The following is a 13,607-nucleotide window of genomic DNA, read 5'->3' as shown; positions in this document are numbered from 1 at the left end:
CAGCTCAGCCACCGGGATCCCGGCCTCATGCTCCTTCAGGATCCCGATAATCTGCTCTTCTGAAAAACGGCTGCGCTTCATGTCCTGGTCCTCAAGTCGGGCCAGAACGAACTTCAAGCTGGATTAGACATGAGGGGCAACGTCAAAGACAAGCTCAACGCTACCCCCAATTCCCACTTTGGCCCGTGAGAGTTGTGAGTGCCTCCTAACAGAAGGCCTGCATCTGCCCGCTCGTAAGCCCGCCCACGTCGAGAACCACCCCAACAGGGTTTCGGCGCAGGCGGGTCTCGGTGAACACGGCGGCAACCGCGAAGCGACGTCGCACTATTGCTATTCTAGCTCGCACCGAACTTGCTCGCCGGAGCAAAGGCCTTTTCTTGAATCGCACGTCCGCGCGCGTCGTACGATCAACGCGCAATTCTGTCGCAATATCGTTGATGCGGCAAACCTCTCGTGCCGAGGAATTGACATGGTCGGTGACGATACGCTCGCGTGCTTCGTGCTGGATCCGATGGGGCGCGCCTACGGTCCGCATATCGTCGGCCGGCTAGAGCGAATTACGCATGCGCTGGTCGCCAATGGGGATGGGTGACATAAGCGGTCAACGCACCCTCCTCGTGCAAGCGAATGATGAACGCTTCACCCTTGGGCATGTATACGATATCACCCGGGCCTGCTGTTACCGTTCCAGCATCCGTAGAGACCGAGAGACGTCCCTCCAGAACGATCATCACATCGTCGACAGCCATCGTCTCGGCAAGGTTCTGGCCGGGCGCGTAGCTCCATAACCAACGGTGATCGCGCCGCCTTGGCGCTCGTCGACCAAATTGCCGACGAACACGTCCGCTTCCTGACCTGGCGAGCGCTCCAGCGATACCTCGGCAATCGAGAACTTGCGGATCTTCATTCGTCACTCTCCTTATTGAGCACGGAGGTAGCGTCCAAGCCCAGAGCGCTAGGGTGGGTGGAAGACTTTTCCGCCTGATCCAGGATGGCGCAGGCTTGACTGCGCGGCGACCTTATGTCCGCAGAGATATCAAAGAAGCAGGCCCAGTCCATCAAGTATCAAATCACCGTCGCCAAGCTTCCCCTGGCCAAGGACATCGACGACTTGGTGTTCGACGACAATCTCATCAACGAGAGGCTAGTGCGCGACCTCGCCAGCGGCAACTTCGTCACGCACCACCGCGACGATGTGCTGGTCGGCGGGACCGGACCCGGCAAGACCCATCGCCATCGCGCGTGCCGTCGTCCGACACGGCGCAAGAGGCGTCTCTTCCAACGAGGTTGACCTCGTCAACAAACGCAGACCGAGGCCCGGTCGGCCGCCAGGGCCACTGAGGACGCACCCAATGGCCGACTATCTCTTCCGCAAGGCCTTCGTCGTCCTCGACGAGCTCTGCTACGTGCCCTTCACCCAGTCCGGCGCTAGCCCCTGTTCGACCTCGTCAGCCGGCTCTACGAGCAGACGTCGGGTTATCGTGACCACGTATCTCGCCTTTGGCGAGTGGCCGAGCGTTACCGCCCCCAAGATGAACCCGCGCCCCGCGAGAGTCTCATCGACCCCTGCGACATCGTCGAGACGGGAAACGAGATCTTGCGCTCCCAGCGACGCGCTGACCTCCGCCACAATTGACCCCACTGCCGGAGCGTCACACCAACGCTCCGCCATAGGGTCAATGCTCCAGATAGGTGTTAAAATCCGGCGACAATCGGGTTCTGGTTTCCAGCCCGATGGACAGATACGGCGGGTAGCGGCCGTGTTGACGTCATCAGGGTCGACCGCCTGACCCTCTCGCTGCCAACTTCGCCCAGCTGTCTGCTTTGTCTCGGTGACGCAGGACTTAACCACAACCAGCTGGGTCGTCTCACGCTCAGCGTGCTGCCTCGTTCGCCCAGTTCAGCGGCAGGTATCGGCGAAGGGTGCGAGGGTGGGTGTGGCTGGGGGACCTGGATTCGAACCAGGATTAACGGAGTCAGAGTCCGCGGTTCTACCGTTGAACTATCCCCCAACGGACCCGTCGCGCCGCGAGTGCGGCTGAGGATGTGGCCCGGAGGCAGGTGGGCTCTATACGCAATTCACCCGACCTATTCAACAGCGTTTCGTGCCCATTCACAGCGGCATGTCGAAGCACTTGGTATACCACATACGCAATGGTGCCATGCACAATCTGCTATGTTGCGCTGCACTCGGATCACCTATCTTACGGTCATCGAATGGAGAGCAACATGACCACGATCACTGCAAACGCTACCCGCGAGACCGGCCTGTTCGGGCGCACCGGCGCTGCGGTGTCCGACTTCTTCGCCGCCATCGCCGATGCCCGCCGCATGGCGGACCGCTACGAGCGGCTGAGCCGCATGTCCGACAGCGAGCTCGCTGATCTCGGCTTCTCCCGCGAGCAGATCCCCCAGCTGGTGGTCGCTCGCGGCCGCTGAGGCCTTAAGGTTTCCTGCGCGACGGCGCCTTCGGGTGTCGTCGCCCCGCTTTCGAGTGCTTCCTCCCAGTGCCTCCCCCGCCCGCCGCAAGGCTGGCGGGATTTTTTTCGCCCGACGTCGAGCCGTCATTCCACCCGCACGGTGACGCTGTCGCTCAGCCCTTCGGAATCGATCACCGTCAGGCGGGCGAAGCCGCGGCCTTCCGGGGTCCAGAAGAGCGTCCCGCGGTCCTCCACCCGCGCCACCGGGCGCCCGTCCATCAGCAGGGTCAGCGGAAAGGTGCCCCCGTCCACCTTGAGCGCGAGAGCCTGCGCATCGGCCGCCGACACGCGCGCGCCGTCGGGCGGATAGACCACCTCCAGCACGGCGTCACGCCGGGCGCGGCCGAAGTGGCGCTGGGGCGGCGGCAGCCGAGGGTTGGCGGCGGCGAGGGCGCCGCGCGGCGCCGGGCCGAGGGCGGCAGGGGTGCGGACGATGCGGGCGAAGGCGTCGAACAGCAGCGGTGCCGCCGCCGCCCGTCCGGTCAGCTCCGCCACCGGCTGGCCGTCCGGCCGGCCCACCCACACGCCCACGGTGCGCCGCCCGTCGAAGCCCACCGCCCAGCTGTCGCGATAGCCATAGGACGTGCCGGTCTTGAAGGCGATGCGCCCGCCGAGCGCGTTCTGCGGGGCGGGCGTGCCCAGCAGGCACTGGCCGACGTACCAGGCCGCCACCTCGTCCACCAGCCGGGCGCGCCGGGGCGCGGCGACGGCGCCGCCCTCGCGGCGGAACACCGGCGCGCGGGCTTCCCCGCCGCGGGCCAGCGCGGCATAGAGCGCGGTGAGATCGACGAGGCGCACGCCGACGCCCCCGAGCCCCATGGGCAGGGCCGGTGCGGCGCCGGCGGGCAGCTCCAGCCGTCCGCCCGCCTGCTGCAAGCGGCTCGCGAGGCGCTGCGGCCCCACTGCCTCCAGCAGCCGTACCGCCGGCACGTTCAGTGACAGCTGCAGCGCCTTGCGCACCGAGAGGGTGCCCTGGAAGCTGCGATCGAAATTCTCAGGCCGCCACGCGCCGAAGCGGGCGGGGCGATCCTCGATCAATGTCTCGGGATGGGCGATGCCGTCCTCGAAGGCCAGGGCATAGATGAAGGGCTTCAGCGTCGAGCCCGGCGAGCGCACGGCGCGGGCAAGATCCACCGCCCCGGCCCGCTCGCGGTCGAAATAGTCCGGCGCCGCCACATAGGCGCGCACCTCGGCGCTCTCATTGTCCATCACCACGATGGCCGCGGACAATCCCCGTCCCAGCGCACGGGTGCGCTCGCGTACCAGATCCTCCAGCCGCTCCTGCAGCGGCGCGTCGAGGGCGGAGAGGTGGCGGGCGAGGTCCGGCCGCTCCGCCGCCATCTCCTCCGCCAGATGCGGCGCGAGCTGCGGCATGGGCCGGCGGACGGTGGGCACCGCCTCCTGCTTGGCGATGCGCACCTCGTCGGCGGCGAGCACCCCCTGCGCCAGCAGGCGGTCGAGCACGCGGTCGCGCGCCGCCTTCGCCCGCGCCGGCGCGCGGTCGGGGCGGCGCGCCTCCGGAGATTGCGGAAGCGCCACCAGCAACGCCGCCTCGCCGAGGGTCAGGCGGCGCGGCTCCTTGCCGAACCAGGTGAGGGCGGCGGCGCGGACCCCCTCGATGTTGCCGCCATAGGGCGCCAGCGTGAGATAGAGGCCGAGGATCTCGGCCTTGGAAAGCCGCGCCTCCAGCTCGATGGCGCGCCGCATCTGGGCCATCTTGGCGCCCAGCGTGCGGGCACGGGGCGGCAGGGTGAGGCGGGCCACCTGCATGGTCAGGGTAGAGCCGCCGGACACCACGCGCAGTGTCCCGGCCGCCTGTGCCGCGGCGCGCAGCAGCGCCAGCGGATCGACCCCGCCATGCTGCGCGAAGCGCCGGTCCTCATAGCCAAGGATCATCGCCAGCAGCCGCGGGTCCACGTCCTCCACCCGCGCGGCGAGGCGCCAGCGGCCATCGGGCAGCGCGAAGGGCCGCAACAGCCGGCCCTCCCGGTCCACCACCTCGGCCGAGACCTTCGGCTCCGGGGCGGGCGGCGCATGGGCGCGGATTTGGGCGAGGCCCAGGATACCGGCGCCGGCCAGCAGCGCCAGGGCGAGCACCAGGGCGCCCGCCGCCAGTGCGAGGCGGCGGGGAAGACGGGAGACGCCGGGCGGGTTGGCGCCCGATGGCCCGGTCGCGTTCATCGGGCGGGCGCCACCTCCATGGTGCCGGCGGCGGTGCGGGCGAAGCGGTCGGGCCGGTACATGTCCTCCACCAGCGCGGGCGGGTGGGCGTAGCGGCCGGGGGAGACGGCGCGCACCGTGTAGGCGACGACGAACGGCCCGTCGCCCTCCTCGCGGGTGACGGAGGCGACGAAGCGGTCGTCACGGAATTCCACGTGCCCCGCCTCGCTCGTCTCGTCGAGCCAGGCAAAGCCGCCGTCGCCGCCCTCGATGAGGTTGGGATTTTCGATCTCGAAGCCGGCGGGCAGGAAGTCCACCAGCAGCACGTCGGCGAGCGCGCTCTGCGCCTCGGCGAAGGTGAGCACCACCGCGAAACGCTGGTTCTGCACCGCCTTGGTCGGGTCCGCCGGCTTGCCGTCCAGGGTGAAATACTTGCGCTCCAGGGTGAATCCCTTGGCCACGGCGGGCTCGGGCGCCTCGGGCGCGCCGTGCACCCCCAGCACCACCTTCACCGGCTCGGTGCCGGCGTTGCGCAGCATCATCGGGCCGCGGTCGAGATCGGCGCGGCTCAACTTGCGGCCGAACGGGCCGCGGCTCAAGGCGCCGTCCACCTCCAGCACCATGCCCGCCGCGCTGGCCGCGAGGGAACGGGCGGCGAGGAGCAGCCAGGCATTCTCCTGGGTGGAGGTGCGCTCGGTGCGCAGGCGCGCCGCATCCACTCGCGCCAGCGCCGCGTCGGCGAGGCGGTCGAGCCCGGCCTCGCGGGCGAGCACGGTGAGCGCCGCCGCGTCGCGCAGAACCGAGCCGAAATCGGCCCGGCCCACCGGCGGGGCGGAGGCGGCGGTGGGGATGCCCTCCAGCGCCACGTTGAACGCCCGTTCCGCCCGGCTGCGGTCGCCCAGCAGGGCGAGGGCGGCCCCCACCTGTCCCCGCGCCAGCGGGCTGGTCAGCTCCTTGAGTCGGGTGTCGGCGAGATAGCGCAGGTCGCCCAGCGGCGCGCGACCGTTGCGGGCGAGCACGTACAGGGCGTAGGCGAGGCCCTCGCTGGCCGATCGCATGTCGGCGCCGGCGAGGTTCACCACGTTGCGGAGGCGGTCGAGGGCGAGGCTGAAGGCCTGCTCCGGCACCGCAAAGCCCTTCTCCTTCGCGCGGGTGAGGAAGTCCACCACATAGGCGTCGAGCCAGGTATCCGAGCCGCCCGCCGACCACAGGCCGAAGGAGCCGTCCGAGCCCTGCCGCGCGAACACCCGCACGATGGCATCGCGGATGCGCTGCTCGGCCTCCGGGTCGGTGGCGCGGCCGACGAGGACGGACAGCTCGTTGTAGGAGAGCAGGGGCAGCGCGCGGCTGGTGATCTGCTCGGTGCAGCCGTAGGGATAGCGGTCGAGGGCGGCGAGCAGCGCCGGCACGTCGATGGTGCTCGCGGGGGAGACGCTCACCGCCACGCTGCCGGTACCGGCCACGAGGTCGGCGAGAAGGTCGCGCGAGACGGTGATGCTCTCGCCCGGGGCGAGGTTGCGCACCGTGCGGCGCTCGATGTCGGGATAGGCCGGGCGCACCTGCATCTGGAAGCTGCGGGTGATGTCGAGCCCCTGCCCGGTAAGCCGCGCGGTGAGCGTGGCCGGGCCGACGCCCCGTCCCTCCAGCACCACGCGCACGCTCTGGCGCTGCTTCTGCGCCAGCGTCAGCGACGGCGGCGCGCCGCTCACCATGGCGGCGCCCGTGGCGCTCACGTCGAGACGATAGTCGCCGGCCGCACCTTCCACATTGGTGAGGTCAAGGGTGAGGCTGGAGCGGTCGCCCGCGGCGAGGAAGCGCGGCAGGGTGGCGAGCATCACCACCTTGTCGCGCACCACCACGTCGGCGGAGGCGTGGCCGAGCTTGGTGCGGGTCCAGGCCATGGCCATGACCCGCAGCGTGCCGTCGAATGCCGGCACGGGGAAGGAGACCGCGGCGGTGCCGTCGGCGCCCACCTCCACGAGGCCCGAGAACAGCGCCACCGGCGGGCCCTGGGGCGGGCTCGCCATCATCGCGTCCTCGCCGCCGTCACCACCGGAGCGCAGGCGCCCGGCCTGGCCCTGCATGCCGTCGATGAGGGCGCCGTAGAAATCGCGGATGTCGGCGGCAAGCCGCCTCTGGCCGAACACGACGGCGTCGGGCGCCGGCGGCTTGTAGCCGGTGAGGTTCAGGATGCCCACGTCCACCGCCGCCACCGTCACATAGGCCTTCTCGCCGGCGGCGAGCCCGCCGACGCGCACCGGCACGGTGAGGGTGGTGTTGGGCCGCATCTCGGCCGGGGGGGAGAGCGCCACGTCGAGGGTGCGCGCCGCCTTGTCCACCGAGAACCAGGCGAGCCCCACGGCGCGGCCGGCCATGCGGCTCGCGGCGACGTCCAGGGGGCGGTGCAGGAAGGCCACCACATAGGCTCCGGGACCCCAGCCCTCGGCCACCTTGAAGCTGACCTTGCTGGCGCCGGGTTCCACCTTGAGCATCTTCTGCTCGCGCACGCCGTCATTCACCACCAGCACGGTGGCGGTGCCGGCGGTGCGGGCGGTGATGGTGGCCTCCAGCGTGTCGCCGGCGGCATAGGCCGGCCGGTCGAGGGTCAATTCCAGCCGGTCCGGCGTGTCGGCATTGCCCTCGCCGCCGTAGCCGGCCTCGAAGGCGACCGTGGTGAGGGGCAGGCCGTCGCCACTGATGTCGAGGCGGTAGCGGCCGTATTCGGTGGGCACCGTCAGGCGGGCGGGACCGTCCGCCGTGGCGTCGAGGCGGCCCTCGCCCACGCGGGTGACGATCTTCACCGGCTCGTAATCCCACGAGCCGCTCACCCGGTACCACTGATAGCGGGTCTCGATGCGCGACAGCTTCCAGCTCAGGCCGGGTGCGGCAAGGAGCTTGTCGTCGGTGCCCGCCACCACCACGTCGAAGCCCGCGGTCTCGCCCTCGCGCACCCGTTCGGTGAACAGGGGCTTCACGCCGATCTGGCTGCCGGCCGGCGCCACCGGCAATACGATGGTGCGCTGGACGGCGCGCCCTCCGGCCTCCACCAGGCGCACGAAGGCTTCCATCTCCAGCGGCCGGGCGGTGCGCGGCAGGTCGCTCGCGACAAGGCGCAGGCCGGCGCGGCCACGGGCATCCGTGGCGGGGGCGTCGGCCACCGGCTGGCGCTCCGACAGAACCTCGTCCTGGGCATCGCCGAAGCGATAGCCGGCAAAGCCGGGGCGCTCGGCGGCGGCGCGCAGCTCGGTCTCCGCCTCCACGTCGAGGCCCGAGGCGGGCGCGCCGAACAGGAAGCGCCCGTCCACCAGCACCTCGACCGGCCGGTTGCGCGGCAGGCGGGTTTCGCGGGCGGTGAGGTCGAACTCCACCCGGTCGGGCACGTAGTCCTCCACCAGGAAGGTGGTCTCGCCCACCGCCGGGGCCTTGGGATCGGTCAGCGCCTTCACCCGCCAGGTGCCGGTCATGGCGCCCGTGAGCAGGGGAAGGTCGACGGTGCGCCCGCCTGCCCCCTGGTCCTGCACCACCACGCGGCGGTCGGCGACGCCGTCCGGCCGCACCAGCTGGAGGGTCAGAGGCACGCCTTCGGCGGCATTGCCGAGCGGGTCACGCAGCAGGACGGTGAGGTGCACGGTCTCGCCGGAGCGGTAGACGCCGCGTTCGGTGGCGAGGAAAGCATCCAGCGCTTCGGGCGCGTCACGGCCGGCCACGCCCCGGTCGGTGAGGTCGAAGCCGCTCTCCTTGAGCGAGAGGAAGGCGTAGTCGCCGTTCTCCGCGCGCGCCGTCACCACCTCCGGGCCGAGGCCGGCCGGGCCGCGGGAGAGGCCGGCATCGAAGCGGGCATAGCCCGAGGCATCGGTCTTAACCATGCCCAGCACCTCGTTGGACCGGGCGACGAGCCGCACCTCGGCCCCGGCCACCGGCTCGGCGCTGCCGAGGGACCGCACCAGCACGTGCACCCCGTCCTGCCCCGACACGGCGGTGAGGCCGAGGTCGGAGACGATGAACCACTGGGTGGCGGCGGTGGCATATTCGTCCTCGTCGCCCTCCCGCGGCTGGGCGGTCATCACATAGACCCCGGCGTCGAGCCGGCCCACCGCCTCGGTGACGGGGATGGCGGTGGTGACGTCGGCGTTGAGCGGGCTGTCCACCTCCAGTTCGCCGCTGAACACCGCGATGGCGGCGCCCTCCGCGAGACGGTCCCGCACGTAGCCGTCGAGGCCCTGGCGGAACTCGCCCTGGATGGCGGTGGGCACGAGGCCCCGGTCTCCGATGCGCAGGATTTTCAGCTTCACCGCCCGCGTGTTCACCGAGGTGACGGGAATGCCCTTCTGCCCGGTGCGCGGCAGCACGTAATTGCGGCCGGAGAAATGCACCGAGGGCTGGCGGTCGCGCACATAGATGGAGAGCTCCGTGGCCTTCTTCAGCCGTTCGCCGGACACCGAGGGAATCCCGGGGCGCACGGCCAGCGTGTAACGCGCGCCGTGCTTCAGCCCTTCCACGCAGATCTGCCGCGCCTCGCCGGTGATGGCCGGCTTGTCCATGCGGCCCCCCTCCCCGCCGACCTGCACGAAGGCGGCGAAATCGGTGCCGGGCGCGAGGTCCTCGGAAAACTGCACGCAGGCGCGCGGCGCGGCGGCGTCCGATTCCACCGTGTAGTCCACGAGGCGGAAGCCATGCTCGTCCTTCAGCTTGTCGTAGAAGGTCCGGTCCGCCGCGTTGTCGCGCAGGTCGAGGGCGGTCTTCATGGTGTCGATGGCGGCCTGCCACATGTGCCGGTCGGCATAGATGCGGCCGATGAAGGCCAGAGCCTCGCCCTCCTCCGCCCGGGTGGCGGCGCGGCGGTAGGAGATGAAGGCCGCGGCCAGCGCATTGTCGATGAAGGTGGAGGCGTCCTCGTCCTCCCCCGGCTTGATGGCGGCAAGGGCGCGGGCCAGCCGCAGCCAGGTGGGGGAATCCTGAGCCTGCGCCAGAGCGAGGCTGGCGTAGAGCTCGGCGGCGGCACGGGCGTCGTTGCGCTGCATCGCCTGGGCGGCGTCACGGCGCACCTTGTCCAGAGGCTGGGTCGGCGCCGTCGCCTCGCGGCGCAGCAGGCGCTCGTAGCGGCGCGCACCGGCGATGAGGTCGGACCGCTGGAACGTCTTCTGGCTCGCCGCCCGCGGCGGCAGCGGGGTGGCGGGCGCGGGTGCGGGGAGCGGGACCGCCTGCGCGGGCTGGGGGCGCTGCTGCTGGCCGAGGGCCTGCGTGCCGGCCGCCGTGACAGCGAGCGCCAAGGCGATGGCGGCAAAGCGGCTGAGGTTCTGGAAACGACGGCGAAGGTCCATGGACCGCTCCCTCGGTGCGCTGCACCGTTGCGGGAGGCGGGACGCGCGACGCAGGACGGCCGGGATCGGCTCCACCCCGCAGATCGTTCGACCGGCCTCCTCGCGAGAAATGACCGACCGGTGCCCGCCGCTCCCGTCCAGGAACGTCGTGGCCCGACCCCGCTCCGCCATCTATGCGCAAGCCGGTGCCCGCGCCAAGGGGGGAGTTTGACCGATTGCGCGTTTTGCCGGGCGCCCGCGCCCACGTCCGTCGCAGCCGCGCGGTAGCTCCGTCCCGGCGCAACGGCCGCGCGGCTCAAGCCCCCTTTTCGGGCAGAAGCACGTGGGGCCGCAGCTGGTGGATGCGGCGGCGGCCGATGCGGGCGACCAGCCGGCGCTCAGCCTTGGGTCCCGGAGGATGGCCGCCGAGCCGCTCGTATTGCTTGCGGGATACGAGGAGGCCCTGCCCCGGCGAGGGCAGCCCGAACAGAGCGAGGCGCGCCACCGCCATGGCCTCGCCCAGGCGCGGGCGCAGCCCATAGCCATCGACGGCGAGGCGGAAGGTGCCGGCGATCCGCTCGGCCTGGCCCCGCCGCTCCACGGTCTCGACGAAGGTGATCACATCCCGCGCCCACCCCTCCTCCAGGATCGAGCAGGGTGTGAGGAACAGCAGCCAGCGGCCGCGCGATTGGGCGGCGCCCTGGCGCAGCCTCAGCCCGAGATCATGGACGCCGTGAAGAAGATGGCAGCCCGCCGCATCGGCGATGGTGGCGGTGCCGTCGGTGGAGCCGGAATCCGCCAGCGTCACATCGCGCAGCACCCCGGCCGTCACGCCCTGCACAAGCGCGGACAGCACCGGAACAAGCTGGCGCTCGGAATTGTGCGTTGCGATGACGACAGACAGCACGGGAAACGTTCTCTGGAGCGTTTCTACAGCTATACCGTCACGCGCGAGCGTCGTCGATGCGGCAGCGCAACATTCCTCCGCAAGACCTGAGTTCTCGGGAGCTCCGCCTTCAAGGCGCTCGCCCGCAGGCCGCGTCTGGCGCGCCTACGGTGGAGCCGGCCGCCGCCCCTATTTCGGGCAGGGCACTTCCTTGTAGACCGCATCGGCGAACTGCTTCACGCCCACGTTCACGCGCAAGGGCGACGTCCAGGTCTGGTAGGTGACGATGCCGCGCGTCATGGAGAGCACCTTATAGTTCTCGATGCCCTTCGTCTTGTAGCACTTGCCCGGCTGAATATCTTCTTCCCTCAAAGGCATGGCAAAAATCCCACGGCTGAAAACCGCTCCAGTATGAAAGCGGCGCCGCAGGGAATCAAGAATGCGCGCTGCACCGCACCCCGGCAGTCTGGCGCGCTCGCCGCTCACCCTGCAACCGACGAGGGGAACGCCAGAACCTGCGCGCCGCCATTGCGGGCAGATGCGGGCGGCGCATCGGCGCCCGCGAGCACGGCGCGGACCTCCCCGACCAGGGCCGACACCTCCGGCGCGACGGCGATGTGCGTCAGGAGCCGGTCCAGCAGGGTGAGGATGTGGCTGCGCTCCTGCGGCGTCTTCAGCAGCAGGGGCAAGGTCGCCAGGGCCTCGGCGCTGGCGTGCTCGACGATGATGGACTGGCGCCGGATGATGGCCTGCGCGGCGTCGGAGGGGAGCGCGAGGAGACCCACCTCCTGTCCCACAAGCTCGCGGATCTGCTTGAGCGTGGAGAGCTTGCGGGTGCCGCCGTTGCGTTTGGAGGCGAGGAGCGAGATGCGCACCGCCGCGTCGGTGAAGCCGCCCTCGCCCATGGCGGCCAGCGCCGCCGCCACCTCCGCCGGCGCCTGCTCCACCAGAGCGGGGGCGGGGGCCGTGAGGTCGGGATCGAGCATGGCGAGGGTGCCGTACAGGCGGAAGAATTCGGTCTCCACCGTGGCGTCGCGCAAGCGACGGAACAGGTCCCAGCCGGAGGTGATGGCGGTGGCGGCGAAAGCTTCGGCCGCAACGTGCGGCCCGGCCGGATCGCGCTCCGTGCGCTGGCTGCGGGCGAAATCGGCCAGCGGCGCCATCGCCCTGAGCCACGGGTTGAGGTCGGAAAGGCCCCACCGCGCCATGCGCAGCGGATGCACGGCCCGCATGGCGCGCCCCATCTCTGGCGTCACCACGGCCGACAGCAGGGGATGGACGAAGGTTTCGTAGAGGTTGGTGTTGGTCTGCGAGACGTTGGCCACCACCTCGAAGGGAATCTCGTCGCGCCGGTCGTATTTCTGCAGAGCGGCGAGGTCCTCCACCCGCCGCTCCGTGAGGGTAACGTCGTATTTCACTTCAGGACCGGAATGGTCCTCCTCGATGGTCATGCCGTAGAGGCCCGGCGGCAGCGCCTCCACATAGTCGATGAGGTCGACGATCTGGGCATGCTCGCGCCGCGCGATGGCACCGGACACGAAGATGCCGAGATGGCCGATGGACTGGTGCATGAGGCCCACCACCACCTGCCCGGCATCCTTCAGCGCCTGCGTGGTGGGGTAGAGGTCCGCCACCCAGTTGATGGCCTGCTGGGGCGGAGTGATGTTGTCGCCCAGCGAGGCGAAGACGATGATGGGCGAGCGCACGGCCTTCAGGTCGAACGTGCGTCCCGGCGCCCATTCCGCCTTGCCGGCGGCGAGCCTGTTGCCGACGAAGAGATTCTCGACGATCCACTTGATCTCGTCGCGGTTCATCAGGAAATAGCCGCCCCACCAGCGCTCGAACTCCAGGAAGCGGGCGGGCTCGGTGTCTATCTTCGAGTAGAGCGTGTAGTATTTGGTGAAATAGGTGTTGGCGGGATTGAGATACTCGAAATTGTCGACGAGATAGGCACCGTCGAACACCCCGCCCCCGAGGTCCGCCGCCAGCGAGGCCGTCCACGCGCCGCCCAGCACGCCGCCGGCATAGCGCATTGGATTTTCGGCGTCATTGCCCGCCCAGTAGGACATGGGCGCACCGTTCACCACGATGGGGCCGACCGCGTCGGGATCGAGCGCCGCCACCAGCATGGCCGCCCAGCCGCCCTGGCAATTGCCCATCACCACCGGCTTGCCGCGGGTGGGATGGCGCTCGCGCACCAGGCGCACGAACGCCGCCTCGGCCAGCGAGACGTCCGCCAGCGTCTGGCCCGGCACCGGCTCGGGGAAGAAGATGACCATGTAGACCGCGTGCCCCGCCTTGAGGGCGAAGCCGACCTCGGACTCCTTCTTGAAGCCGCCGATGCCCGGCCCGTGGCCGGCGCGCGGATCGATGATGAGGAAGGGGCGCTTGTCGGGATCGAGTTCGACGCCATCGGGCGGCAGGATGCGCACCAGCGCGTAGTTGCACGGGCGCTCGAAGGTGCGGGCGTCCGCCACCATCTCATAGTCGAAGGCGAGCAGCGGCGGCTTGCCGGCCTTTTCGTGGGCGATCCAGTTGTTGCCGCGCTGGCGCAGCGTGTCCCAGAAGATCAGCGAGCGCTGGGCGGCGTCGAAGGCATAGGAGACGCTGTCGCGCCACGCCTCCGCGGGGGTCTGCATCCGCCCCGCGGCGGCGAAGGCGACACCGGCCTCGCGCATGGCGGCACCATAGGCGGAGACCGCCTCACCGAGGCGCAGGCGGTAGATTTCGGCGACCCGGCCGTACACCTTCATCATGTCCATCGGGTCCATGATCCACCTC

The 13,607-nt window shown here is 70.2% G+C and carries 8 protein-coding genes, 1 tRNA gene and 2 pseudogenes; 3 read left to right on the top strand and 8 right to left on the bottom strand.

The window, feature by feature from the left end:
• The coding region (locus ABLE93_RS16970; RefSeq protein WP_348841031.1) for a transposase at positions 1–81 on the bottom strand (81 nt) is incomplete at its 3' end.
• A 388-nt stretch (positions 82–469) separates the two neighbouring features.
• Between ABLE93_RS16970 and ABLE93_RS16965 the strand changes: the two genes are divergently transcribed.
• A complete protein-coding gene (locus ABLE93_RS16965; RefSeq protein ID WP_348841032.1) occupies positions 470–592 on the top strand; it encodes a hypothetical protein in 123 nt (40 codons plus the stop codon).
• On the opposite strand, the pseudogene ABLE93_RS16960 reads toward ABLE93_RS16965, so the two are convergent.
• A pseudogene (locus tag ABLE93_RS16960) lies at positions 558–907 on the bottom strand (EutQ-related cupin domain-containing protein). The gene ABLE93_RS16965 and the pseudogene ABLE93_RS16960 sit on opposite strands and share 35 nt — an antisense overlap.
• Positions 908–1,021: 114 nt before the next feature.
• Between ABLE93_RS16960 and ABLE93_RS16955 the strand changes: the two are divergent.
• A pseudogene (locus ABLE93_RS16955) lies at positions 1,022–1,790 on the top strand (ATP-binding protein).
• 148 nt (positions 1,791–1,938) lie between these two features.
• Here ABLE93_RS16955 and ABLE93_RS16950 read toward each other — a convergent pair.
• A tRNA-Gln gene (locus tag ABLE93_RS16950) sits at positions 1,939–2,012 on the bottom strand.
• Between the two features lie 217 nt (positions 2,013–2,229).
• Here ABLE93_RS16950 and ABLE93_RS16945 point away from each other — a divergent pair.
• Complete coding sequence (locus ABLE93_RS16945; RefSeq protein ID WP_348841026.1) at positions 2,230–2,439, top strand: YjiS-like domain-containing protein; 210 nt, start codon at positions 2,230–2,232, stop codon at positions 2,437–2,439.
• Between the two features lie 125 nt (positions 2,440–2,564).
• On the opposite strand, the gene pbpC is transcribed toward ABLE93_RS16945, so the two are convergent.
• The 5 genes from pbpC to ABLE93_RS16920 form a co-directional block, all read right to left on the bottom strand.
• Entirely contained in the window at positions 2,565–4,661 is a 2,097-nt protein-coding gene (pbpC, locus tag ABLE93_RS16940; protein WP_348841025.1) for a penicillin-binding protein 1C, read from the bottom strand.
• Positions 4,658–9,961, bottom strand: a complete 5,304-nt coding sequence (locus ABLE93_RS16935) for an alpha-2-macroglobulin (RefSeq protein WP_348841024.1) — start codon at positions 9,959–9,961, stop codon at positions 4,658–4,660. The genes pbpC and ABLE93_RS16935 overlap by 4 nt, the downstream gene beginning before the upstream one ends.
• 295 nt (positions 9,962–10,256) lie before the next feature.
• Positions 10,257–10,847, bottom strand: coding sequence for a glycosyltransferase (locus tag ABLE93_RS16930; protein WP_348841023.1), 591 nt, complete (start codon positions 10,845–10,847; stop codon positions 10,257–10,259).
• Between the two features lie 168 nt (positions 10,848–11,015).
• A complete protein-coding gene (locus tag ABLE93_RS16925; protein WP_348841022.1) occupies positions 11,016–11,204 on the bottom strand; it encodes a hypothetical protein in 189 nt (62 codons plus the stop codon).
• Between the two features lie 104 nt (positions 11,205–11,308).
• The gene (locus ABLE93_RS16920; protein ID WP_348841021.1) at positions 11,309–13,597 is read right to left on the bottom strand and encodes a DUF3141 domain-containing protein; all 2,289 of its coding nucleotides are present in this window, start codon (positions 13,595–13,597) and stop codon (positions 11,309–11,311) included.
• Between the last annotated feature and the right edge of the window lie 10 nt (positions 13,598–13,607).

The organism is Xanthobacter pollutisoli, from assembly GCF_040044995.1.
Lineage (GTDB): Bacteria > Pseudomonadota > Alphaproteobacteria > Rhizobiales > Xanthobacteraceae > Xanthobacter.
This window is presented reverse-complemented; position numbering and strand designations above follow the sequence as displayed.